Here is a 25,901-nt window from a genome sequence, read left to right as displayed (position 1 = left end):
TGGTCAGACTTTATTCCATTAAGGTTTGACCAGTTTTTTTATTGGGTTTGCCTCATGGTTTTTTCCTGCAGACGTTTGGCTGTAATGATTTGGACAACTTGATAGATGGTTGCTACAGCTGGAACGCCAATGAGCATACCAGGAATTCCAGCGACTCCGCCACCAATCGTAATCGCAACCAGAACCCAAATCCCTGGAATTCCGATGCTGGTTCCTACGACTCGTGGATAAATTAAGTTGCTTTCTATTTGTTGAAGGATCACTATAAAAACAATAAAAAATAGAGATTGGGTTAGGTTTTGCGAAGCAATGAGTAAAAATCCAACTGCTGCACCTAGCCAAGCACCCACTAAGGGTACTAATGCTGTAAAACCAGTAAAAGTCCCAATTGTTAAAGCAAACGGGAAACGGAAGAGCAGCATCCCCAAGACACATAAAACGCCTAAAATAATAGCTTCCAAAGTTTGACCGACGAAGAAGCTCGAAAAAATTTCATGACTCATTGTCAACAGTCTCGTGAAGCGATTATAGGTTTTCTCCGGGAGAAAGGCTACCCCAATGGTGCGCATCTGCTGAGTCAGTCTCTCTTTTCCTAATAATAAATACATAGCAAAAGAGAAGGCAATAACAAAGGTAAACAAAGCCGAAGTGGCACCCCCAATAACTTGTAGAAAAGAATTGAGTACCTGATTGGCGCTAGATGTTGCAAAGCTAATTAACCGTTGGCCATAATCATTGAAGTCTTTTACTAGATTAGCACCAAGGGAATTCACAACAGCAGCGACCTCTTTATTTTCAAGGATTAATTGAATTTGATTCATTAAGACTGGAATGCCATTGATCAGACTCGTAATAATTGTAACAACTTGTGGGAAAATTAGTTTTATAATCAAATATAAAACAACAGAAATCACAAGGACAGAAATGACGATACTGATCAAACGGGCAATCAATAAGTTTTTTTGCTTAATTTTTACTAAGAATCGTCTTTCTAAACGGACGACAATAATATTTAATAAATAAGCGACCAAAGCCCCAATTATTAAAGGACGCATCGCACTGACAAAAATGCGACCCCACATAATGATGGTTTCTGAATAGTTATAAATTAATAACAAGCCAAAAATAATTAAAATATAGTAAACTTTTTTAATATCTAATTTATTGCTCATCTAAACCCCCCATTCGATTTCCTATAATTCATAAAATCATCACCAGAAAACTCCTAACCGCTTCTAGTGATGAAATTTGGGCAAAATTCATCACACCAAATTATTTTTAGTCTGCTAATGATGAAAATACCAAGAATTTCATCACTAGAAGTTAAACTGGTCAGGCTAGTGATTAAAAGTTCTTAAAATAATCGAGTGCTACGACTTTCGTAGCTTGCTGCATTAAGAGGTGCGCACTATTTCCATATTGAATGCCCTGAACCAGTTGCCCATGGACGTAGAAATTGTTTAGAATACCATATTTCTGGCTAACCGCTTCTGCACTCGGCCAAATTACTTGCGCCCCACCATTATATTCTGCTTCTAGGATATATTCATCCACTAATTGCGCAATTAATGGTAATTGTCTTTCCGGTTCAGAAAGACTCATCTCATGACCGGTTGCATTAATTAAATAATCAATCGTTACACTTTTATTCGCTAGCTGAATGGTAAACCCATCCTCTAGTGGTTCGATTGATTGGATGCCGGCATATACGAATATTTCTTGATTATCAACGCCTTCAATTAGGCGTTCTGCTGATTGTTTAGGCATAGGTGCACGCAGATGGTGGAATAGGGATTCATATTCTGAATAGAATAACCGCCGATCGGATACCTTTAAAGCAGTCATGTAATCAGCTATATAGGGATCCATTTTACCAATAATAGTTTGAACAATATCCAAGTCGGTTTGCGTTTCGAGTTGTTCCCGTAATTGTGGTGTTGTTCCAGTACCAAACCGCTCGACTAAACGATCGAAGTCCACGCCATGTTCTTGGCATTCAAGACGGAACCATTCAATCATTTTCTCCAAAGGAACGAAGCCATTTTTGCGGTTCTTTTCTAAATTTTCTAACGTTAAATAGCGCAAGGTTAAATCCGTTTCTGGCTCTCGGTACAAGGAGAAGCCCCCACTACGAGAAATAAAAGACAGGTCATAATGCTTAGGCTGATTCCTTAAAAAACGCATGAGATCAATGCTCGTCAAGCCGGTCCCAATAATTCCAATATGGCTTCCTTCTGGAAAAGTGGTTAGCTTTTCTTGAACGGGATAGGGATGATGAATATAATTATTATGCCCTCTTAAGTTATAAGGGTCTTGGTAAGCAAGATGTCCAATGCAAAGGTGTAAGATATCAAAGCTCTGAGAGGTTTGATCCGTTTCAACTTGGTAGCGACCGTCTTCTTGAACACGAATCGCTCTAGCGTCTTCATAAATAATTTCAGGGTGCATTTTTTCGATGGCTTCATCCAGTTTACTTTTTAAATATTCACCATACCAAGTACGGGGTAAAAAGGATTTAGGTCCTTGGTTTGAGTCTTTATGTTCCTTGACCCAGTTCACAAAATCAAGTTTATTATTCGGATCGATACTCATGGTATCAGCCGTTTGATTAATTAAAAGTAAATCAGAATCCTTCTGATAAGGCATGCCCGTTCCAAATGTTTGGGTATTATTGTAGATAACAATTTGGCAAGCTTGATAGGCGTCATACTGACTCATCGCTCGCAAAACACTAATTCCTGCTGGACCCATGCCGACAATTGCAATTCGTTTCTTCATTCTTCTCTCCTCTTAATCTTCGTGATAAAAAGTCTGTGTTGATTGACGTGCTATAAATTCGGTTGCAATGGAAACTTTTCTCGTCATCGTTTGATCTTGATTTATTCGCTCTAATAATAGACTGATGCCATTTTTACCAAGCGCTTCTGTATCCACTCGAATCGTCGATAAAGTAGGATAGACATAGCGCGCGACGTTACTATCGTTAAAACCGATAATACTCACTCTTTTGGGAACATCAATTGCAGCATCTTGCAAACTTCGCATGGCTCCAATGGCAATCGCATCATTGGCACAAAAGAAAAGCGTTGGTAGTTCTTGCCCAAGATCCTTTATAGCTTGCGTCATCATCTCTTTACCAGATTCGGTCGAAAAGGTCCCCTTATAGAAATAATCAGGTTGGTAGTGGCCCTTCTCGCTTAACATCTGGCGAAAGAAACTTTCCCTTGGATCTATCAGCTTTTCTCTGCCATCTTGCGTGTATTCTTTTCCACCTAAAAAGCCTATCTTCTGGTGGCCAAGACTGGTTATTTCGGAAAGAAGTAAACCAATCGCATATTGAAAATCAATCACGACGCTATCCGACCCATGCTGCATGTGATCGGAGTCAATAAAGACAAGCGGTCTGTGAAAGGCTTGTAACTGGTCTACTTCGTGGGCAGAAAATTTTCCAATTGCACAAATACCTGCAACATTCTCTTCCAGGGAGTTAGGAATCGTTTGAAAGCTAGTTGTGACGGTTAGATGATTGGCTTCAGCCGTTTTTTCAGCAGCCAATCGAATGGCTTGGTAATAAATATCATCTAATTCTTCTTCTTGGCTATACCACTGTATAAGCTGGATATGACGATTCAGCACCTTTTTAGGGGTCTTTTTATATTGAAGTTCTTCGGCGATGGCCCATATTTTTAAGCGTGTCTCTTCAGCGACTGATAACGTTTCATCCTCGTTCAGGACACGTGAAACCGTTGCAGTCGACACGTGGGCCAGCTTGGCAATATCTTTTAGAGTCGCCATTTTACATTCCTCATTCTGGTAAAATTTTACTAAATTATACTTTATTACTCTTTAGTATAGGACTTAGCGATTAAAAAAGCGACCCTCTTCATAGAGAATCGCCTCATTTTAATCCTTTGTTTTGCGACGTGCACCTTTATTTTTCTGTGATTTGTTGCGCTTTTTCTTTTTTGGTTTAGAAGTAGGTTTTGCTTCGGGTTTTTCTTTTGAACGAACTACTTTTTTGGGCGGGGCTTTAACCGTTTCTACCTCTACTTCTGGCAATTGGTCCACTAATTGTCCCCCATAAATAAACCATTCTGTTAACTCGCTTGGATGCGGAATTAATTTTTTAACTTCGCGAATACCACGCTCATTGGCTAAAGATAAAACGCGGCCTTCTTTACCCATCCGGCCGGTTCGACCCGAGCGGTGCTGATAGACTTCTTTAGATAAAGGCAAATCATAATTAATCACATAGGGAAGGTCTGGGATATCAATGCCACGTGCCGATAAATCCGTCGTTAACAGGAAGACCGCTTCATCGTTTTTAAAAGTTTCAAGAGCATGTTTACGTTGACTTGTTCCGTATTCACTATGAAGCATTAAGACGTTAAGGTTTTCAAACTTCAGTTTTTCTGCTAAATAGTCCAGTTCTTGAACCGCATTCACAAATACTAAAGCTTTCATCCCTTTGACATTTCCAATTCGGCGCAACATTTCTGCACGTTTACGGTTATCCGTTAAGACATAGCCATGTTCCGTTTGGTTCACACTGGCGTCAGCAGTATCCAAGATAATCGGATCTGTATTGAACCAGCGTGAAATATTTCGTAGGTTCTCACTATCAGTAGCTGAATAGAATGCCATTTGTCTTTGTCCCGGCATTTTCTTAACAAATTCGCGGACATTGTCCAAGTGTTCCCGTTGTAGGAGATAATCCGCCTCATCCAAGACAACGGTTTTAACTGTATGCAACTTTAGTTTCCGTTGATTAGAAAGTTCCAACATGCGGCCAGTTGTTCCGACCACAATTTCTGGTTTGGTTTTTAAACTTTCAATTTGACGTTTGGAGCTCGCACCACCAATTAGGGTTTGCGAGTTTAAATCTAATAAACCAGCCCACTCTTCTAAAACACGGCCTACTTGTACACCTAACTCTTGGGACGGAGTGATAATCACCAGCTGCAACTCACCATTACGTTTTAATTTACTTAACAAGGGAATGGCATAGGCTAGAGTCTTACCAGTTCCAGTTGGTGATAACCCGACAACATCTTCTCCATTTAAAAGGGGTTGGTAGGAACGTTCCTGAATGGGGGTTGGTAATTGGAAACTCATCGCTTTCCAATAGCGTTTAAATCGATCATTTATTTCTTCAATCATCATATTTTTTGGCCTCTTTCATTTATCGGCAGTAAAGTAAATTCCCGCCTCTTTTCGTAATTTTTCAGACCAAGCAGTCACTTTGCGGCTGAGTTGTTTCCATTCTTCATAATCATCGGAAGGGCGGTTGATTTCGCGGGCAAAAGCTAAAGCTTCTGCCAACATTAAATGCGCATCTGGTTGGTAGGCTAAATCGGTCCGTTCATTCGTGCGCGTGTTCTCTAGAATAATTTCCTTCGTTCCGGTTAGCTCATCTAAAATAATCGTTTGATGGCCATTATTGATTTCGTTGCTTACATGTAAATTAAACGTTTTGGATACATGCATGGTGACATTGAAAGTAGGATATTGGAAAAGGATGACACCTGAACCGTCTACTCCTGTTGATACTTTCTTCATTTGATAGGTAGCTGATTCCGGTTCACCGAACCAACCGATTGCGGCATAAAGTAAATAGACTCCCAAATCCATTAAGGCGCCACCTGAATATTTTAGAGAAAAAATATTGGGCTCTTGTCCATCTAGAACTTGGTCGTAACGACTTGAGTACTTACCATATGATAAGACAGCATTATCAATTTTATCAAATTTCTTTATTTGGTCCTTGGCTACTTGGAAGTTGCGATCATGTAAATGACGAGCTGCTTCAAACAGTTTGACACCCGCTTCTTCTGCACGCGCAAAAGCTTGATCCCACTCAGAGAGATTCGAAAAAGCAGGTTTCTCCACAATAACATGTTTATGGTGGTCAAGTGCGGACATGGCTTGTTGAAAATGAAGACTATTGGGAGAGGCGATATAAATCACATCAATTTCTGGTCGGGCCAACATTTCTTCTAAATCATCAAAAAACAAATCCGCCCCATAGGCTTCCCCAAAAGACTGCGCTTTTGATTTTGTACGACTGTAGATGGCTTTGACTTGATAATCTTCTGTCATTTGTAAGGCTTTAGCGAACTCATGTGCAATGCCACTTGTTCCAATTATTCCTACGTTTAACATCGAACTCCTCCTTTTTATTCGTATTGGGTCTATTTTACTACACTTTTGTTGGCAATTAAACCGAACTTCCTTTTTGAGCTAAATAAGTCTTGCATATAAAAAAAAGGCGGAACTGTTATCCGCCTTTTAATAATCTATTCTTCTATAAAGAACCCCAAATAACGACCCCTACTAGTAGGACAATCATGGCAATAATAAAGACGTCCAGCCATTTTTCATTGATGTTCATCTGGTCGTACATATTGTACCGTTTGAAACGTGGTTTTTCTTCTTTATTCTCCATTTTAATCCATCCTTTTATTTACGTTTGATGTATTTACGTACATCAAGGGCCACAGCGATGATGATGATTAGTCCACGGATGATATATTGTAGATAAGGATTGACACCAATAAAGGTTAACCCATAGTTAATAACTTGTAAGATTAAGGCCCCGATTAAAACACCAGGGATTGTTCCGACACCACCAGAGAAGGAAACCCCACCAATAACACTGGCTGAAATCGCATCTAAGTCGTAGTTCAAACCGGTATTAGATGTGACTGAACCAACCCGAGCTGCTTCAAGGAAACCACCTAGCCCATATAAGAGACCAGAGATAAGGAAAATAATCATGATTGTTGGAATAACGCGCACACCAGAAACTTCGGCTGCTTCCATATTCCCACCAATCGCAAACATATTTTTACCTAAAGTCGTTTTATTCCAAACAATATACATAATTACCGCAATTACTAATGCGTAAAGTACTAAATAAGGAATTTTTACTTGACCAAGATTAAAAGAACCCCGCACCAAATCAGTATACCGTGAATCCAATGATCCAATCGGTTGTGCTCCCAAAGGTGGACGGTCGATATAAATTAAGGATATTCCGTAGGCGATTAACTGAGTTCCTAAAGTAATAATGAAGGCATGGACTTTCAAAACAGCCACACCAAACCCGTTAATTATACCGAAAATAGCCCCAATCGTTAAAGAAACGAGTAAAGGAATCACAATCGGTAGAACCGGTAAATCTGGATACATCCGCGATGCAAAATCGGGATTTTGTAACAAGGAAGCCCCCACAACTGCTGACAATCCAAGAATACGACCCGCTGACAAGTCGGTTCCTTGTAGAACAATTAAGCCCGCTACTCCAAGAGCAATGATAATCCGAGTCGATGCTTGACTTAAGATATTCGTTAAGTTGGTCAAGGACAAGAAGGATGGTTCCACAATGATAATAACCATAATTAGAATACCTAAAATAATATAAAGCGAGTAGTTCAATAGAAAATTACGTGTTTTCTCACGACGTTCTTTTTTCAGCGCCTCTTCTTCCATGGCTGCCTCATTGACTTTGTTTTCAGACATTTTCTTTCACCTCTTAAACGTATTTAGCTGCTAAAGTCATAATCTTTTCTTGATCCAAGTTTTCAACATCGTCTACTCCAGCTAAACGCCCATTCGACATGACCATGATTCGGTCACAAATACCGAGTAATTCTGGCATTTCACTTGAGACCATGATGATGGATTTCCCTTGGCTTGCAAGCTCTAAAATAATTTGATAAATCTCATATTTTGCCCCAACGTCAATTCCTCGAGTAGGCTCGTCCAACAAATAAATATCTGCTTCAGTTAAGAGCCAGCGGCCGATAATGACCTTTTGTTGGTTCCCACCGGATAAGTTACCGATTTTGGTTTCTTGGCTTGGCGTTTTGACATTCATACTTTCAATAATTCCTGCCGTATCGGTTACCATTTGCTTGTTATCAATTAAACCACCTTTTACGTAACTCTTTAAATTCGCAATAACGGTATTGGAAGTAATATCCATTTTTTCAAAAATGCCGGTCGACCGTCTTTCTTCAGTCACAAAAGCAAACTTGTTTCCAATTGCTTCTCGCGCGTTTTTATTACGGTGCGGTTCACCGTTTAATAAAACCGCTCCTGTTTTGACCGTCGCGGTACCGAAGAGAAGTTCCAATAATTCAGTTCTTCTAGAACCAACCAAGCCCGAAACTCCTAGTATTTCACCTTTTCGTAGATTAAATGACACATCTTCTACCGTTGGTTGGTAAAGACCGGTTAGGTTTTTGACTTCTAACAAGACCTCACCTGGCGTATGTTCGCGTTTGGGGTAACGGTTTTCCAATTTACGTCCTACCATTAAGTTGATTATTTTTTCGGTAGTTAAGTCTTCGGCTGGATAGGTTGCGACCCATTTTCCATCACGCATAATTGTTACGTCATCAGAAATCCGTAAAATTTCTTCCATTTTGTGTGAAATATAAATAATTCCCACACCTTCAGAACGTAACTGATTTAAAATTCGGAATAAGTGCTCAATCTCGGTATCGGAAAGTGATGAAGTGGGTTCGTCTAAAACTAGTATACGTGCGCCATAACTTACTGCTTTAGCAATCTCTACCATTTGCCGTTGGGAAACAGACAATTCGCCGATAATTTTCTTGGGATTTAAAGAAATTCCTAAGCGTTCAAAAATTTCCTGTGTATCTTCATACATTTTCTTCTCGTCAATAATAAAGCCTTTTTTAGGAAAACGACCCAGCCAAATATTTTCCATAATATTACGTTTTAAAACTTGATTTAACTCTTGGTGAACCATCGATACCCCTTGTTCCAAGGCAGTCTTTGGATTGTCATAATTTGTCTCTTCGCCACTTATTTTTATAATTCCGGCATCTTTATTATAAATTCCAAACAAGCATTTCATGAGCGTTGACTTCCCCGCACCATTTTCACCCATCAAACTGTGAATGGTTCCAGGTCTCAATTGAAGTTGTGCATTGTCTAGGGCACGGACGCCGGGAAACTCTTTGACAATATCAGTCATTTCTAACAAATAATTCATTGGCTGTCCCTCTCTTCCATAAAAAGGAGAATGGATCGTGTCCACTCTCCTTTAATATTCTTATCGTATTAAATTATTCACCGCTATATTTTTGGTAAGGAATACGAACTGAAATTCCTGTTTCGTCATACTCTAAGTCGGTACCATCAAGGAATTCTTTTCCTTCAAGTGCATTTTTACCCATCGCATGAATCGCTTGTGCCATTGCTTCACCGTCTTGTTCAACGGTTCCAGACATGTAGCCATCAGAAATTAATTGTTTTGCCTCATCGGTTGCATCGACTCCAAATACAGGAATAAATGGACCGTCACCGGTGTTGTAACCTGCTGCTTGTAAAGCAGAAATCGCACCTGATGCCATTGAGTCATTATTAGCAAAGATCATTTCAATATTATCGCCTTCACGAGAAATCCATGCGGATACTGCTGTATAGGCTTGGTCTGCATTCCAGTTAGCTACTTGTTGCCCAAGTTCTTTTACTTCAATGCCTTCTTCTTCTACTGATTTCACTGAATATTCAGTTCGAGCGATGGCTTCAGGGTTTTCAGCATCACCTGTCAACATCACATAGTTCATAACACCGTCATTATTTTTGTCATAGCTATCATCTGAATTCCATAGTTCTGCTGCCATTTCTCCTTGTAAAATACCAGCTTCTTCTGGTTTTGTCCCTACGAAACGAGCATGATCATAAGAAGATAAAATGCTTTGATCCGGTTCACGGTTAAAGAAAATAATTGGTAATTCATTATTTGAAGCTTTATCAATCACGGTTTGAACAGCACCTACATCCACAATATTAACTGCTAAGCCGTCTACACCTTGTTCAATCATAACGTCTAATTGGTCATTTTGAGTTGCTTGGTCCCCTTGGGCATCGTTTAAAGCGAGGTTTAATTCGCCTGCTTCATTTCCAACATTTTCAAGTGCTTGACGTACCGATGAAATATAAGTATCGGCATATTGGTAGAAAGTGACACCTAGAGTCGGTGCGCCACTCACAACTTCATTTGTACTTGTCACTTCTGATGAAACAGCTTCATCACTTGCCCCGCCACAAGCTGCTAGTAGTGCAACTGAACTGATTGTCATTGTATGGAATAATCGTTTTTTCCAATTAGTCATTTAAAATCCTCCTTTGATTTGTCTTGCTTTATCTGTATGTTATCATGGTAACGCTTTCAGCTCTATGTGATTTCTTACGTTAAATGTGGGATATTTTATGTGCTTTCAAAATTTCCATCGCAAATTTTAGGAAAGCGAATGCTGACGCAGGTTCCTTCATCAAGCTCACTCTCTGCTGATATGCCATACTGCTCACCAAAATAAATTTTAAGACGTCTGTTTACGTTACTGATTCCAATTCCTTGTCCACTTTGCTTTAATCCTTTTGGTTGGTTTATTTGAGCTAATTTTTCTTCAGTCATGCCGGCGCCATCGTCGGCTATTTCAATCAGAATATGATCTTTTCTGTCTTTAACTCGAATATTGATGTGACCTTCATCCACCATTCGTTCAATGCCATGATACAAAGCATTCTCTAAAAAAGGTTGAATAATAAGTTTAACAGTTTGGCAATTCTCCAATCCTTCATCTACTTCAAAGGCATAAGTAAATTGATCGTCGTACCTTATTTTCTGGATTTCCAAATAACTCTTAGCGTGTTCCAACTCTTTTTCCAAAGAAATAAGGTGCTCTCCTTTACTGAGTGAAATACGCAGGAGGCGACCAAGTGCATTCGTCATAGCAGCAGCGCCTTGGTTATCGTTGCGATTTGACATCCATAAAATAGAATCTAAGGTATTATAAAGGAAATGGGGATTAATTTGGGCTTGCAGAATTTTCATCTCAGCTTTTCTTAGTTCCGCCTGTTCTTCCTTAACTTGTGTCATGAGATCGGTAACACGCCCCAGCAAATTGTTATATGCAAAGGACAAACGTTTAACTTCATCAAAACCTTGTTCCGTAATTTTTTCATCTAAGCTCTCCGTTTGCGTTCCTTCAATAAAGGTAACCATGTTGGTGATTGGTTTGGCAATATACTTGGAAACAATCGTACTAGCAATTGCAACAATAGCTAACATTACAATCAGAATAATCATGGTATTGAGATACAAACTATTTAAAGCCGGATCAAGAGAATCTTCTAAATAAGACACACCTACAATATGCCAACCTAAATTGGAAATCGTGCGGTGTCCCACTGTATACCGTTCATTCTCTGTTACAAAGGTTCCATCCCCTTTATGGATAAGCTCCTCTACACTAGTCTTTTCTTCGGATGCGTGGCGAACAGGAAAGGGATGGTAAATAACCCTTCCTTCGTTATCTGCGATATAGACATAGCCTTTATCGTCAATGACGACCCGACTTAAAAAATCGCTGACACTATCGAAATCATAATCGACCAAGAGAATGTAAGGTTGTCCGTCCAAGCGAATTTGTTGATAAATACTCACCACTTGAATCGGAACGGTTTGGTATAAATCTTGTAAATGCGGAAGTGAAAATTGGAAACTATAAGGGCTAGCTTTTTCTTGGTACCATTCTTTTTCAAATAATGGGCTCTTATTTTTAGTTAAATAATGCAAAGGAGCATGCATTACCGGCTTTCCATCTAATTCATACAGGTTCACAGATACAACGTCTTGGTTCATCTGATAAATTTCTCTCATTTTATCAAGCCGATTATTTGGGCCGGTCTGTTGGATTTCATCGGCAATGATGGACCCTTTTTGGCGTAATTGATCGTGGTAATTTTTCAAATAGAGATAAGAAAGGTTCACACTTTGTTCGGTTGCTGTTTTAGAATTAGCAATCAAGGTATCTCTAATTACCGCAGTAATGGTCGTGGCAAAAACAATCAAAGTCACAACTGCAACACTGGTCATCGCCAGGCGAATAATCTGATTTAAATTTTTAGTTGGCTTTTTCTTCAGTTTAGCCAAGCGCTTTTTCAAATCTATCATACCTGTGCCAACTCCCGACGCATTTGAGTAGGTGAAATACCAAAATACTTTTTAAAACTATAAGAAAAATAATGCTGATCATTATAGCCGCTGGCTTGGGCGATTTCAAACATTTTATGAGAAGTCGTTAGGACTAATTTTTTTGCGTGATTCATTTTCATCTCTGTCAAGGCTTCAATAAATGACTGTCCGGTTTCTTTTTTAAAAACGGCACTAAAATAAGTGGGGCTTAAAGACAAATGTTTGCTGACTGTTTGCAGAGATAAATCGGCATCTTGAAAATTCCCGTTCATATAATTTAGGCTTTGAGCGACCATCGTATTGGTGTAACGTTTGCGTAACCCAGCAATTTCATTTACCACCTTTTGGCAGAAACTTCTAATTTCTTCTGCCGCTACACTAGCGCTATGGTATTTAGATTGGCTGACAAACTCATGATACCAATTGGTATAGTCATCACGCATTTCTACACCAGAATCATAGAGTGAGCGAATAGCTGTAATATAGAGAAGGCTAGCTACAAGGTTTAGATTGTTATTTTTTTTGAGCAATTTGTCTAACTGTTCATGAACCGTCCGCATGTCCCCTGTTTTCATAGCCAGTTGTAAGCTGTATTCATCTAAATTTTCAAAAGTATCTGCAGTTGTTTTACCTACTTCTATATCGGTGACGTGAATAATATTGCCTTCACTTGTATAACGGGCAAAATCAAGAGCTTCTATTGCTTGTCGGTAGGCTTTTTTAGTGGCTAGAATATCGCTAAAGGCTTCGCTTACTCCTATATAGATTTCTTGATTTAAAACTTTTAGCGCACTTTCAATGATTTCTTTATTGATCGTCTCTAGTGGCACATGAACTGGCATTAAGCAGACGATGTTACCAGAAAAGAGAAATACTTCAGCAGCACTGTATTTGGTTAAGATTGAACGAATGACATTGGATAAAGAAAAGCGAATGAGATCAACATCCTGACTCTCCTCTTTGAGTTGGATTGTTAATAAAACAGTGCCATTTTGCAAAAAATCAAGCTTGTATTCGCCAATAAAATCTTCTAAGGCTTGCTGGGTTACATTCGTGTAGGTTTCTGTTAACAAAGAGATAAGAAAAGAAATTTTCATAACTTCGAGTTGATCTAAGTATTCTTTTTTAACTTGCGTTAAATCATTGGCTGCTCTTATCTCATTACTTATTTGTTTTTCGATTGTTGCCAAGGTCTTTTCAATCTCTTGTTCTGAAATGGGCTTTAGAAGGTATTGAAAAATATTCAGCTCAATTCCCGCTTTAGCATATTGAAATTCATCGTAGCCAGACAAAAAGACAACCTTAGTAGTGGGATACTCGTCTTTGACATGTTGGGCCAGTTCAATACCCGTCATCACTGGCATTTTAATATCCGTAATAAGTAAATCTGGGCTTCCGACCTTTTCCATTAATTGCAAAGCGTCTAAGCCATTTTCAGCTGTTCCTATTAATTTAAACCCATTCCCTTCCCAGTCAACTAGTTCTTGTATGGACTCGCGTAGCGAGCGTTCATCATCGACTAATAAAACAGTATACACATTGGATTCCTCCTAAAATAAAGCGCTTTAAAAACTTCTTTTATCATAGTCTTTCTTGACTCACTCTGCAATACTGAAAAAACCGAGATAAACACTCGGTTTTTTTCTATTCTCTGACTAAAGTCACTATAACTAACTCGGGACGGTTATTAACCCGTAGAGGAAAATGCGAAGGTCCCAGGCCCCGACTCACGACTAGTTTTTTATGGGTATCGCTCGCTAATGAAAAAACACCCGCCGTGTGCTTAGGTAACCGTCCTTGTCCCGGGGCAAAGAGTCCTCCAATCCCTTTGATGCGTACTTGTCCGCCGTGTGCATGGCCAGAAAAGGTTAGATCAGGTGCCTTTTCTGCATCAGCTTGGTACTTTTCAAATAGTTCTGGGCGGTGAGCCAGCAATAACTTTGTCTGTTCTTGCCACTCTGGTCGCACATATACCTTTTTAATTAGATTTTTAGCTTTGCGTTTGGCAACAAAAGATGGTTCGGATACACCCATAATCAAAAGAGGCAAACGATCTGGTAAGGTAATCGATTCGGCTTGATTATTTAAAAAAGTCACACCAGTCCCTTGATAGATGGCTTCATTATTCGGATTAACATGATCATGATTCCCCATAATCGCATAGCTAGGCGCAATTGCGGACACTCGCTTCAAGAAAGTGTGTAGCTCATACCAGCGTTCTGGTTCAGCCGCGTCCATTTGATCACCGGTTAAAAAGATTAAATCAGGCTGTTCTTGAACCAATTTTTGGATTAATTTATTCTGGTTAATTTTAATATAAGGAAAGTGTAAATCGGATAGCTGAGCAACTTTTATTCCTACATTTTCGACTGCTAGTTGATGGATTGGAATGCGATAGTGAGTGGTTTGAAAGCGTGTGTTTTGGCTATAGAGATAGGCTGCTAGACTTGCGCCAGTTGCAGCTGTATGGACGAGTTTTTTTCTGAGTTTCATTTAGGGTTCCTCCTATAATTTAAGGGTAAAATATGTTATAGTTGTGATATCTTAATATTTATGTAATATTGAAACATTTGACTGAAAGGAGTTTTGATATGGAAGTATTTGTTGACAAGCTGAAAGAAGTCTTGCAATCTGTCTTACCGATTACTTTTTTGGTAGTCATTCTTCATTTTACCATTGCCCCTTTACCAGGAATAGAGTTTCCACGATTTCTATTCGGAGCTTTGCTCATTATTTTAGGACTCGCTATTTTTTTATTTGGAGTTGATATTGGTGTTACTCCGATTGGAAATTATTTGGGAAAAGAAATTGCACGCAGTAATAGCTTAAAATTTGTATTAGTTATGGGTGTGATTCTAGGTTTTTTTATTTCAATCGCGGAACCTGATTTAATTATTCTATCAAATCAGGTAAGCGAAGTCACGAGTGGCGCCATACCCAGTACTCTTTTATTAGTAGTCGTTTCAGTGGGGATTGCCTTTATGATGACATTGGGACTATTTCGGATTGTTTATCGTTTTCCCCTTCGTTATCTCTTCGCCATTATTTATGCCGCTATTTTCTTGATTTCTATTTTTAGTTCCAATGACTTGTTCGCGATTGCTTTTGATGCTTCGGGATCAACGACTGGTGCTTTAACTGTTCCCTTTATGCTTGCTTTGACATGGGGGGTTGCTTCTCTCAATAAGGACTCAAAGTCTGCTGAAGTGGATAGTTTCGGGTTAGTTGGGATTGCTTCGGCTGGTGCCATTTTAGCTGTTTTAATTCTTGGCCTTTTTACCGGAAATGGTGGTATTTCAGGTTCTTTAAATGGGGATGCGGGTGCTTATACCTCTTGGCTTAAACCTTTTACGGATACCTTCCCGCATATGGCTTTTGAAACCATTCTATCCATCTCCCCTATTTTAATTATTTTTGTTGTTTATAATCTCTATATTTCCAAGCGAAAAATGAATACACGGGAATTTAAAAATGTATTACTAGGTCTTATCTACTTGTATGTGGGATTAGTTATTTTCTTAACAGGTGTAAATGCTGGTTTCCTAAACGTTGGACGTCAATTAGGGATGATGATTGCGGGAATGGATAGTAAACTACCTGTTCTTTTCATCGGACTTTTACTAGGGTTGGTGGTTATTTTAGCAGAGCCGGCTGTTTATGTTTTGACTCACCAAATTGAATCCGTCACGAACGGTTCGGTTCGGCGATCGATTGTTTTAGTTTTCTTATCAGTAGGCGTTGGTTTGGCCGTCTTCTTGTCAGTTGTTCGTGTCCTAGTGCCAGCCATCCAACTTTGGCACTACTTGGTTCCGGGTTACATCATTGCCTTATTCCTTGCCTTTCGTGTTCCAAATCTTTTCGTAGGAATTGCTTTTGATGCAGGGGGCGTTGCTTCCGGACCGATGACTGCTACTTTTATTTTAGCTTTTATTCAAGGTGTGGCAGAAATTACCCCACACGCAAATGTTTTGATTGATGGATTTGGAATGATTGCTATGGTGGCTATGATGCCAATTCTCTCTCTCCAACTACTTGGAGCAGTTTATGCGAAAAGAACAAAAAAGGAAGGTGTATAAGATGCCAGAAAAAAAATACTTTGATTTGATTTTTGTGATTGTAAACATCGGTAAAGCCAGCCGTGTGCTAGCTGAAGCTAAAAAGATTGGTATAACAGGTGGAACCATTACACTGGGTCATGGGACCGTTAATAGCGGTCTTTTAAGACGTATGGGATTGTCAGAAGTTCGTAAAGAAGTCCTCTTAATGGTGAGTAAGCGTGATCTTACGTTACCCACCATTGCTCACATTAAAAAGACCTTCCGTTTAGAAGAGTCGAATCGTGGTATTGTCTTCTCCACGCGTGTCTCTTCTTTAGTCGGGACACAAGGGCAACGTTATGATATGCATATGGATGATACAAGTCTTGAAGCAACCCATGAACTTTTCGTCTCGATTGTTTCTGCTGATGAAGGTGAAAATGTGGTCGATGCGGTACGCGAAGCTGGTGGTGCTGGTGGGACTATCATTTCTGGCTTAGGTGCTTTTGCTGAAACCGTGACAAAAGTCTTTGGTATTGAAATTAGTTCCGAAAAAGATATTGTTTTAAACTTAGTTGGTAAACACCTCGCCGATTCAATTGAAAGACACCTTGTGAAGAAAGTTGATTTCAGCGATAAGGATTCTGGGATTTTATTTAGTATTGACGTTGAAAATGTTCGCGGTATCTATGAAGGTTAAATAAAGAGTGGGACTTTTGTCCTACTCCCTTTTTTTACTTTTTGCCAGCTAAAACAGAAAGTTAAAACTGTTGCATAAAAAAGAGTAACGTGTTAATCTTTTACATAATTAAAGATAAAAGGAGCGATCGACTTGAAAAAGAAATTAAGTATTATTTTTGCTGTATCGGGATTATTTTTAGCTGCTTGTGGATCAAATGAAAGTAATACGGAAAAAACAGCATGGGATTTAATAGAAGAAAAAGGCGAAATAACTGTAGCAACTTCTGGTACACTCTTTCCCACTTCTTACTACGGCGATGATAACGAGTTAACGGGTTATGAAATTGAAATTGTAAAAGCTGTTGCTGAAAAATTAGATGTAGACGTTTCCTTTACCGAAATGGGCGTTGATGGCATCTTAACTGCTGTGCAAAGTGGTCAAGCAGATTTAGCAGCTAATGGATTTGATATTACCGATGCGCGTAAAGAAGATTATTTATTTACTGAACCCGTAAAATATTCCTTTGGTGGTCTTGTTGTTCGCTCTGAAGATCAGTCGGGTATTGAAAGTTTTGATGATTGGGAAGGTAAAAAAGCTGCTGGTGGTGCAACGACTACTTATATGGGAATCGCTCGTTCATTAGGAGCAGAGCCAGTCACTTATGATAATGCTACTAACGATGTTTTCTTCCGTGATGTTGCAAGCGGTCGTACGGATTTTATTCCCAACGATTACTATGTGTCCAATGTCGCCGTCCAATTTTATAAGGATTTGGGCGTTGAAATGCACGATTTGAAATACAATCCTTCCTCACAAGCATTTGTACTAAACGATAGTGATGAGTCCGTTAAAGAAAAATTTGATGCGGCTCTTGTAGAATTACGCGAAGAAGGCGTTCTAAAAGATTTGTCTGCTGAATTCTTTGGAGGAGAAAATGTCTCTGAGCCTCTTGACAACCTTGATGATTTGCCTGTTTTCCAACCTGAGGATTAGGAAATGGCCTTTTCAGATATAAAGTGGGAATATATTTTTAACATTCGCTTAGCCATTGATAACTTTGGTTACGTTGTTTCTGGGATTGGATATACGCTTTTAATTTCTGCAGTTGGGTTTTTATTAGGGCTGGTATTAGGTTTCCTTTTATCGCTCATGCGAATTTCTTCTATTAAATTAGTTAGCCGGTTTGCAAAGCTTTATATTTCTTTTATGCGTGGTACACCCACATTAGTTTTATTATTTATTCTCTACTTTGGATTTCCTTTTATTGGGATTTATTTCCAAGCTGTGGTCGCGGCGATTATTGGGTTTAGCTTAAGTTCCGCTGCTTATATTGCAGAAATTATTCGCTCGGCCCTCAATGCGATTGACCAAGGGCAATGGGAGGCAGGAATGTCGCTTGGCTTGTCACGTCGTAAAGTCTTATGGCGAATTATCGTCCCGCAAGCACTTCGCATTGCCGTTCCGCCACTATCGAACGTTGTTTTAGATTTGGTAAAGAGTTCTTCTTTGGCGGCTATGATTACGGTCCCAGATATTTTTCAAAAGGCCAAAATTGTCGGCGGCCGGGAAAACGATTATATGACGGTTTATATTATGGTAGCCCTTATATATTGGGCAATTTGTTCGCTTTATGAAGTGCTACAAGCTAAATTAGAAAAAGAATTTGGTTCTTACTAACTTTATTGATATAATGGAGAGCGTAATAGAAATCGAAAGATTTTTGTTACCTCACAAAAAACGACTCGGCTATTTAGCTGAGTCGTTTTTCTTGTTTTGACTTTCCAGTGCCAACAAAAAAACTTTGGCGTCCAGCCCACCCCCGTATCCCACTAACTGTCCACTTGATCCAATGACCCGGTGGCACGGAATGACGATGGAAATAGGGTTTTTATTATTCGCTCCCCCGACTGCGCGTACTGCTTTAGGGTTATCTATGGCAGTGGCGATCTCTTTATAGCTTCTTGTTTCACCATATGGTATAGCCTTTAAAGCTTGCCAAACTTGCTGTTGAAAAGCTGTCCCTGCTGTTTTAATTGGCAAATCAAATACGGTCCGTTGCCCTGCAAAATATTCTGATAATTGTTGTTTAGCTACTCGTAAAAGCGGTGTCTCTTTTTGGATAATCGTTTCCGTTTCATCGATTCGATCAATAGCCAGAATATTAGTATCATCCGCTCCAATCAAGTAGGCGCCGATGGGGGACTGGTAGATTAAATAATTCATCCTTATTTCTCCTTTTTTTAGAGTTATCTGCTTAATTTCACATATTCTTCAAACTTATCCGGTACAATAGTAACACACTATTAATCCTTATAATTATTAGTTAATAAGAGAGGACGAATCTGAATATGGATAATCAAGACAAATCAAAGTTTACAGGACCAAATAATAAATCATGGATATATTATATTCTCCTTGTACTATTAGGTGCGGTATTTTGGAATTCTTTCCTTTTCCCATCTATTGCCAATCGTAGCGTGGAAGAAGTTCCTTATAGTTCTTTTATAGAAGAAGTTGATAAAGGAACCGTTTCTGAAGTTAAAATTGAAAATAACCAATTGACCTATGTCGCAACGGATGAAGATGATAAGCGTCAAGTTTATATAACTGGTATCGTTAATGATCCGCAACTTGTTTCTCGCTTAGAAGAAAAAGAAATTGTTTTTGCGACTGACATCCCCACGGAAGCTTCCCCTATCCTTTCGTTATTATTATCTTGGGTTGTTCCGGTGCTCATTATTTGGGGTCTCTTCTCCTTATTAGGCCGTCAACTAGCGAAACGAATGGGTGGCGCTGGTGGAGGCGGTCCAATGTCTTTTGGAAAATCCAATGCCAAAGTTTATGTAAAAGCAACAGACTCTAAAACTTTTAAAGACGTAGCCGGACAAGATGAAGCCAAAGAAGCCTTGTCGGAAATTGTTGATTACTTACATCAACCTGAGAAATATAAAGATATCGGTGCTAAAAACCCCAAAGGTGTTCTCTTAGTAGGCCCTCCTGGTACAGGTAAAACCTTGATGGCAAAAGCAGTTGCTGGTGAAGCAGACGTTCCCTTCTTTAGTATTTCCGGATCTGAATTTGTAGAAATGTTTGTCGGTCGCGGTGCTGCCAAAGTCCGTGATTTATTTAAAGAAGCGAATGAAAAAGCACCTTGTATTGTTTTTATTGACGAGATTGATACGATTGGTAAAAAACGTGATGGTGGTGGTATGGTGGGCGGTAACGACGAACGCGAACAAACCCTCAACCAACTTTTGGCTGAAATGGATGGTTTCGAAGCCAATAAAGGGGTCGTTGTCTTAGCAGCGACTAACCGTCCGGAAACTTTGGATGCTGCGCTTCTACGTCCTGGCCGTTTTGACCGCCGTGTGCCCGTTGAATTGCCGGATATTCGCGGACGCGAAGACATTTTAAAAGTTCATAGTAAAGATTATTTAATGGAAGACGATATTGACTACAATACCATCGCCCGTGCTACCAGTGGTGCTTCAGGGGCTGAACTGGCTAATATTATTAACGAAGGTGCTCTGCGAGCGGTTCGTGAGGGGCGCGCTCGTGTCTCGCAATCAGATTTAGAAGAATCAGTTGAAACAGTTATTGCGGGCTACCAACGTAAAAATGCGGTTATTTCTCCGCAAGAAAAAGAAATTGTTTCTTATCACGAAATAGGCCATGCCCTCGTTGCGGCTAAACAAACCGATTCGCCGCCTGTTCACAAAATCACCATTATTCCGCGAACTTCTGGTGCTTTAGGCTACACCATGCAGATTGAAGAAGGCGAAAAAAGTTTGATGAGTAAAGAGGAATTAACCAACAAGCTGATTACACTAGCGGGTGGACGTGCTGCTGAAGAAATCATATTTGGCCGCATGACAACTGGTGCCTCTAATGACATTGAACAGATGACTAAAATTGCACGTGCTATGATCACGCGCTACGGCATGAGCGATACCTTTGGCATGATGCAGATTGAGAGCCAAGCAAATCCTTACCTTGGCGGTGACATGACCATGAATGTTTCTTCTGGGACAGCTGAACGTGTTGACCGTGAAGTGATTGCTTTAATAAAAACAGCACACCAAGAAGCGGTTAAAATTTTGAGTGAAAACCTTGAAAAATTACATCAACTCTCTCACTTTTTACTGGTTGAAGAAACAATTAGCGGGCAACAGTTTATGGATATATTAGAAGATTAAAAGTTAATGGAAAGAGAGACACTCATTTTTAATGAGGTCTCTCTTTCTTAATTGAATAAACTTTTACGATTAGAAGATTGTCGCCAATCTAAGGTGGCACGGTTATCTTTAAAATCGATTTTAAGAATTGTTCCTTTGTCTACTTTTACACGTTTACCGGTTAATTCAGATAGCCAAGCAGTCAAATATGGTTCGTGCCCAATACAGGCTACACGAAACGGTTGCTCTAATTCCTGTAAATTTTTTAAACAAGCTTGTAAATCTCCATTTACTAAGAAATCCTTTTCTGTAGAACTATCAATCTGAAAGGTTTCATTAAATATATCTGTTGTTTGTTTGGCACGTAGAAGCGGGCTCGTCCATACATGTAAATCTTCTGTTTCAATAAGTGGTTTCATGGTCTGTAAAAATTCACGCCACTCGGTTTGACCTACCTCTGTTAGTGGACGATAAAAATCATTTTTCCCCCGTTGTGCAGCCCCTGCTTTACCGTGACGGATAAGGTACAAACTTCCTTCCATAGTCATCGCCTCCTTTTCTTTATTGTACCTTATCCCCTTATGCTTTGGCTAATTGTCTGTACAGGCGTTGTTTGCTCACCTGTTTTTTGCACCAATCATGGAGGACAGCAGTATCAAGTAATTCTTCGGGGAATAAGACTTGGAATTCCGCAATCTGTCGGTTCATGGTTTCTTGAGTCGATTCAGTCTGCCCACACGTTAAGCAGTAAGTGGTTCGATCTTTTATCTTGGTTTCAAAGGAGTGGCAATAACGACAGGCAACTCCTTTCTTTATCGTTTCCTTTTGGTAATCGGGCAAGTCTTTTCCAGAACGAAAATCTGCAATATGGTTCTCCATTAAGGTTTTCATTAATTGTTCTGCCTTAGAGGTGTTGGGGTTCAAGTTTTTAAGATGACGACTTAATTGACAGGCATAAATAATATTAGGATGATAAGGGGCGCCATATATCATGGCTTCTGGATTGATAAAGCACACATAGGCCTCTACCTCATATGTTAAACGGTTTAGTTTCAACCAGTTTCTAAGTGCAGTTTCAGTTCGGTTTAACTGTCCAAGTGGATTCGTAATAATGGTTCCCGATTTTGTTATGAAATTATTATGGTGGTAGGTTATATCGGTTTGATAATTTTTTATTTCATAAATGCTAATCGTTTGGTCATGAATAATTAGGGCATCAATCTGAAAGTCAGTTGTATAGATTTTTAATTGAAGATCATTTAAAATGTCGCAAGAAAGAGGCACATATTCCTTAACATATTGATCAAATAGACACTCTCCTTCATAGCCACTTTTTAAATTGTGATAATACCGTTGGTGTTCCTTTGACAAAGACATCCGCGTATTCAAAGCTGTCATAATTTTAAGATTAATCGGTTCGTTCCGTTCTTTAATAAGCATTTCTATTCTCCTCCCCGAGTCTTCTACATATATATGTGCAAAAAGAAGCTAAATCCATTTTTTTCTTTTAGATTCATCATTTTTTTAAAATTTTAGGTGGCTAATGATGAAATTAGAGCGTTTTTCATCATAAGGAACATACAAATGACTAGTTATGATGAGATTTACCTTTATTTCATCATCCCAACACGTATGTCTATTTCTAGTGATGAAAAAAACCACTTGTCAGAGACAAGTGGCTTTAAAACGTTAAGCGAAATGAATATTTTTCCACTTTCCAGAACGAAAACGGAAACGAATCAGAATCCAACGAACAAATTGATCGATTACAACAGCTATCCACGCACCAGTTAGGCCCCAGCCGAATACGCCAATAAAGATATTGGCTAAGACAACCCGAATAACCAAAATCCCTACAATTGAAGATACAAGCGGGAAACGTGTATCTCCCGCTCCGCGTAGAGAGCCTGCGACAATCAGTTGATTGGCTTGGAAAGGTTGAATAACTGCTGCAATTTTCAAAGCTGCTGAAGCATTTTCAATAATCGTTGGATCTTGCGAAAATAACCCAACGAAGAAATCTGAAAAGATAAACAGGATAACACCTACAAGAAACCCACTGGCGCTCCCCATCATGGAACTATTATGGGCATACTTTTCAGCACGGTTAGCGTCCTTGGCTCCTAAAGCTCTACCGACTAAAGCAGAAGCAGAAATCCCAAAAGCTTGGCCGATAACAAAAGTCAGAGATAAGATACTCATACCGATTTGATGAGCCGCAAAGACGACTGTCCCTAGACCGGAAACGACTTGAACAAACAAGATAACACCTACTCGAATGACTAATTGTTCCAAGGCTGAAGGCAATCCAATTCGAATTAAGTTTTTAAGTGTATGTTTTGAAAATCTAAATTTATTTTTAAAGGAAAAGCGTAACTCACTCTTTCCGGACATTAAGTAGCGAACCATAAAAATACTTGCGACAAAGTTAGCTAGCATAGTTGAAATCGCTGCCCCAACAATACGTAATTCTGGTGCACCAAACAGACCATAAATTAAAATCGCATTTCCTAATACGTTTAGGAAGTTCACACGAATATTGATATTCATAGGAACTTTAGTTTCACCAATTCCACGTAAGGAACCTGTAACACCAAAGTTAAAAGATTGGAATAAGTAACTAATGCAGATAATCCTGAAATAATCGACTCCAATATCCAGCAGCCCTGGCTCTGCGCCCATAAACAAAAGAATCGCAGGAGCATTAATAAATCCAAACGCTGCTATAGGAAGCGCTAAAACCATACTAATAATTAAGACATGTTTTGTGATATTTTCCATTCTGTCTTTTTTCCCGGCACCAAAATAGCGCGCAATAATGGCGGTACCACCGACGTTCAGGGCTTGAACAACTGCTAAGCCGAGAAAGAGAGGCTGGTTGGTTATCCCTACTGAGGCAACGGCAGTCGCTGCATAACTAGGATCAGCTATATTTCCAAGCATCATCATATCAATCATTCCGAAAACAGAACTCAATATTAGCTCTAATAAGACCGGCCAGGCTATTTTAATAATGTCTGCATTAATGGGGTTTTTAAAGCTCAATCGTTCCTTTATACCTTCCAACATTTTTTCTTTACACTTTCCTTCTTTATTTGTATTTTAGTCATACTTTACATTGTACTATACCTAAGCATTTTTTCAAAAAAAACACTGAATATACGCAAAATAGAGCTGCCGAAGCAACTCTATTTTATTTATAACTTACGATCATCAATAGCAGTTAGTTGTTTATCGATAACTTGCATCACTTCTGATAAGGAACCTTCTTCAAAAGGTGATTTTAGATTAGCTAAATCCACTAATTTCAAGAAACTACTTGTCCCCCCTACTTCACAAATAGCTAGGTAGTCTTTCCAAGCTGTAGGGTCTTTATCAATAATAGCACGTTTCCAAAATTGGAGAGCCAACACTTGAGCCAAGGTATAATCGATGTAATAGAAAGGCGTATCAAAAATGTGTCCTTGACGGTACCAAAGGGTTCCTTTTTCTAAAAAGGCATTATCTGAATAATCTTTGTGGGGGGTGTAGATTTTTTCAAGTTTACGCCATACCGCTTTACGCTCAGCTGGAGTCATCATCTCAGGATTTTCATACACTTCATGTTGGAAATGATCCACGAGCACACCGTAAGGTAAGAACTGAACGGCACCGCTTAAATGACTAAATTTATATTTTTCAGTTTCTTCTTTGAAAAATAGTTCCATCCATGGATAAGTGAAAAACTCCATACTCATTGAATGAATTTCTGCACTCTCACTCGTTGGAAAAACGAGTTCTGGTTGCTGAATCCAGCGCGATTGGAAAACTTGGAAAGCGTGTCCGGCTTCGTGCGTAAGCACATCAATATCACCACTGGTTCCATTGAAGTTAGCAAAAATAAACGGCGAATCGTAGCCAGGTATAAAGGTACAATAACCCCCACCTTGCTTGCCATCTTTTGTTTCTAAATCTAAAAGGTCACCTGCATACATATAGTCGATGAAGGTTTCTGTTTCAGCTGATAATTCATGATACATTTTCTTGCCCATTTCCAAAATATAAGCTTGATCCCCTTTAGGAGTAGCATTCCCATCTAGAAACTCTAAATTCAAATCATAGTAGTGCATTTTTTCAACACCAATACGTTTGGCTTGGCGCTCATATAACTTTTGCGCAAGTGGAACGACATCTTCTAGAACGTTTTCGCGGTAAGTTTGAACCATTTGCCGATCATAATCATAGCGTTCCATGCGAATATAACCCAGCTCGACAAAGTCTTTAAAGCCTAGCTGTTTAGCGATTTTGTCGCGTAATTTGACGAGTTGGTCGTAAAGATCATCAATTTTCACTTCGTTTTCTTCAAAAAATTGGAAGTAAGCTTCAGAAGCTGCCTTACGAATCGCTGGATTTGTTGATTGTTGATACGGTCCTAAGGCAGAAAGATTTAAAATCTTACCGTCAAATTCAATTTGGGCACTGGCAATTAATTTGTCATAGCTACTTGCTAGTTCATTTTCTTTTTGGAGCATTTCAATGACTTGTGGACTAAAGGCCTTTAATTTATATTCTGCCATTTTGAAATATTGTTTAGGCAAAACTTGTTCTAACTCCACTCGAAAAGGAGATTTTAAAAGCGCTCGATAATACTCGGTGTTGATTGCTTCGAACAGAGGTTGGTGTTGATCCCAAAAATCTTGTTCAGCTTGGTAAAAACTATCTTTCGTATTAATGGAGTGACGGATCAAAGCAAGTTGTGCTTGTTTATCAAATTCACTGAGTAAAGCACCCATTTTAGTCACTGCAGCAAGTGCTTGGTCAGCAACTTGTGCTTGGCTTAATTTAGCAATGGCTTTTTCTGCTTGCAATTTGTAGTCTTCATAACTTGGTCGGTGATATTCGTATTCAGAAAATTTCAATTTTGCCACCCATTTCTTTTTTATTTAAACAATTATAGCACGTTACCAAAAAAGGTGGTAAAAATAAAACAACAAAAAAGGTGAGCTATAAAT

22 protein-coding genes are annotated in these 25,901 nt (G+C 39.1%); 5 read left to right on the top strand and 17 right to left on the bottom strand.

Features of this window, described 5'->3' with window-relative positions:
- Nucleotides 1-38: 38 nt before the first annotated feature.
- The 12 genes from BW727_RS00925 to BW727_RS00875 form a co-directional block, all read right to left on the bottom strand.
- Nucleotides 39-1,172 (bottom strand): AI-2E family transporter, encoded by a 1,134-nt coding sequence (locus BW727_RS00925; RefSeq protein ID WP_062467974.1) that lies wholly within the window; start codon nt 1,170-1,172, stop codon nt 39-41.
- Between the two features lie 172 nt (nt 1,173-1,344).
- Nucleotides 1,345-2,778 carry an FAD/NAD(P)-binding protein gene (locus BW727_RS00920; protein WP_062467972.1) on the bottom strand — a complete coding sequence of 478 codons (1,434 nt, stop codon included), beginning with the start codon at nt 2,776-2,778 and terminating at the stop codon, nt 1,345-1,347.
- A gap of 12 nt (nt 2,779-2,790) precedes the next feature.
- Nucleotides 2,791-3,795 (bottom strand): LacI family DNA-binding transcriptional regulator, encoded by a 1,005-nt coding sequence (locus tag BW727_RS00915; protein ID WP_062467971.1) that lies wholly within the window; start codon nt 3,793-3,795, stop codon nt 2,791-2,793.
- A 108-nt stretch (nt 3,796-3,903) separates the two neighbouring features.
- Entirely contained in the window at nt 3,904-5,163 is a 1,260-nt protein-coding gene (locus BW727_RS00910; protein ID WP_062467969.1) for a DEAD/DEAH box helicase, read from the bottom strand.
- A 15-nt stretch (nt 5,164-5,178) separates the two neighbouring features.
- A complete protein-coding gene (locus tag BW727_RS00905; protein WP_062467967.1) occupies nt 5,179-6,162 on the bottom strand; it encodes a Gfo/Idh/MocA family protein in 984 nt (327 codons plus the stop codon).
- A gap of 142 nt (nt 6,163-6,304) precedes the next feature.
- The gene (locus BW727_RS10590) at nt 6,305-6,445 is read right to left on the bottom strand and encodes a hypothetical protein (protein ID WP_156179548.1); all 141 of its coding nucleotides are present in this window, start codon (nt 6,443-6,445) and stop codon (nt 6,305-6,307) included.
- 14 nt (nt 6,446-6,459) lie between these two features.
- Entirely contained in the window at nt 6,460-7,521 is a 1,062-nt protein-coding gene (gene mglC, locus BW727_RS00900; protein ID WP_227807204.1) for a galactose/methyl galactoside ABC transporter permease MglC, read from the bottom strand.
- Between the two features lie 13 nt (nt 7,522-7,534).
- Nucleotides 7,535-9,025: a sugar ABC transporter ATP-binding protein gene (locus BW727_RS00895; protein ID WP_062467965.1), complete on the bottom strand. Its 1,491-nt coding sequence runs from the start codon at nt 9,023-9,025 to the stop codon at nt 7,535-7,537.
- Nucleotides 9,026-9,098: 73 nt separating this feature from the next.
- Nucleotides 9,099-10,151: a galactose ABC transporter substrate-binding protein gene (locus BW727_RS00890; RefSeq protein ID WP_062467963.1), complete on the bottom strand. Its 1,053-nt coding sequence runs from the start codon at nt 10,149-10,151 to the stop codon at nt 9,099-9,101.
- A 95-nt stretch (nt 10,152-10,246) separates the two neighbouring features.
- A complete protein-coding gene (locus BW727_RS00885) occupies nt 10,247-11,995 on the bottom strand; it encodes a cache domain-containing sensor histidine kinase (protein ID WP_062467961.1) in 1,749 nt (582 codons plus the stop codon).
- Entirely contained in the window at nt 11,992-13,554 is a 1,563-nt protein-coding gene (locus BW727_RS00880; protein WP_062467960.1) for a response regulator, read from the bottom strand. The genes BW727_RS00885 and BW727_RS00880 overlap by 4 nt, the downstream gene beginning before the upstream one ends.
- Before the next feature lie 106 nt (nt 13,555-13,660).
- Nucleotides 13,661-14,509, bottom strand: coding sequence for a metallophosphoesterase (locus BW727_RS00875; protein WP_062467958.1), 849 nt, complete (start codon nt 14,507-14,509; stop codon nt 13,661-13,663).
- Between the two features lie 98 nt (nt 14,510-14,607).
- On the opposite strand from BW727_RS00875, the gene BW727_RS00870 reads away from it, so the two are divergent.
- The 4 genes from BW727_RS00870 (at nt 14,608) to BW727_RS00855 (ending at nt 18,412) form a co-directional block, all read left to right on the top strand.
- On the top strand, nt 14,608-16,092 hold the full coding sequence (locus BW727_RS00870; RefSeq protein ID WP_062467956.1) for a DUF1538 domain-containing protein: 1,485 nt from the start codon (nt 14,608-14,610) through the stop codon (nt 16,090-16,092).
- A 1-nt stretch (nt 16,093) separates the two neighbouring features.
- Nucleotides 16,094-16,753: a hypothetical protein gene (locus BW727_RS00865; RefSeq protein WP_062467954.1), complete on the top strand. Its 660-nt coding sequence runs from the start codon at nt 16,094-16,096 to the stop codon at nt 16,751-16,753.
- A gap of 132 nt (nt 16,754-16,885) precedes the next feature.
- Nucleotides 16,886-17,728 (top strand): transporter substrate-binding domain-containing protein, encoded by an 843-nt coding sequence (locus tag BW727_RS00860; protein WP_062467952.1) that lies wholly within the window; start codon nt 16,886-16,888, stop codon nt 17,726-17,728.
- 3 nt (nt 17,729-17,731) lie between these two features.
- Nucleotides 17,732-18,412, top strand: a complete 681-nt coding sequence (locus BW727_RS00855; protein ID WP_062467950.1) for an amino acid ABC transporter permease — start codon at nt 17,732-17,734, stop codon at nt 18,410-18,412.
- A gap of 69 nt (nt 18,413-18,481) precedes the next feature.
- On the opposite strand, the gene BW727_RS00850 is transcribed toward BW727_RS00855, so the two are convergent.
- Entirely contained in the window at nt 18,482-18,958 is a 477-nt protein-coding gene (locus BW727_RS00850; RefSeq protein WP_149025701.1) for a methylated-DNA--[protein]-cysteine S-methyltransferase, read from the bottom strand.
- Between the two features lie 125 nt (nt 18,959-19,083).
- Between BW727_RS00850 and ftsH the strand changes: the two genes are divergently transcribed.
- Nucleotides 19,084-20,931, top strand: coding sequence for an ATP-dependent zinc metalloprotease FtsH (ftsH, locus tag BW727_RS00845; RefSeq protein WP_062467946.1), 1,848 nt, complete (start codon nt 19,084-19,086; stop codon nt 20,929-20,931).
- A 47-nt stretch (nt 20,932-20,978) separates the two neighbouring features.
- Here the strand turns inward: ftsH and BW727_RS00840 are convergent, their stop codons facing one another.
- The 4 genes from BW727_RS00840 to BW727_RS00825 form a co-directional block, all read right to left on the bottom strand.
- Nucleotides 20,979-21,452 (bottom strand): SixA phosphatase family protein, encoded by a 474-nt coding sequence (locus BW727_RS00840; protein ID WP_062467944.1) that lies wholly within the window; start codon nt 21,450-21,452, stop codon nt 20,979-20,981.
- A 37-nt stretch (nt 21,453-21,489) separates the two neighbouring features.
- Nucleotides 21,490-22,350, bottom strand: coding sequence for a nuclease-related domain-containing protein (locus BW727_RS00835; protein WP_062467942.1), 861 nt, complete (start codon nt 22,348-22,350; stop codon nt 21,490-21,492).
- A gap of 249 nt (nt 22,351-22,599) precedes the next feature.
- Nucleotides 22,600-23,979 carry an MATE family efflux transporter gene (locus tag BW727_RS00830; protein ID WP_062467940.1) on the bottom strand — a complete coding sequence of 460 codons (1,380 nt, stop codon included), beginning with the start codon at nt 23,977-23,979 and terminating at the stop codon, nt 22,600-22,602.
- 128 nt (nt 23,980-24,107) lie between these two features.
- Nucleotides 24,108-25,808, bottom strand: coding sequence for a M3 family oligoendopeptidase (locus BW727_RS00825; protein WP_062467939.1), 1,701 nt, complete (start codon nt 25,806-25,808; stop codon nt 24,108-24,110).
- Nucleotides 25,809-25,901: the final 93 nt, after the last annotated feature.

This window comes from Jeotgalibaca dankookensis, from assembly GCF_002005405.1.
Lineage (GTDB): Bacteria > Bacillota > Bacilli > Lactobacillales > Aerococcaceae > Jeotgalibaca > Jeotgalibaca dankookensis.
The sequence above is the reverse complement of the archived record's forward strand: the minus strand, read 5'-3'. Positions and strand labels throughout refer to the sequence as shown.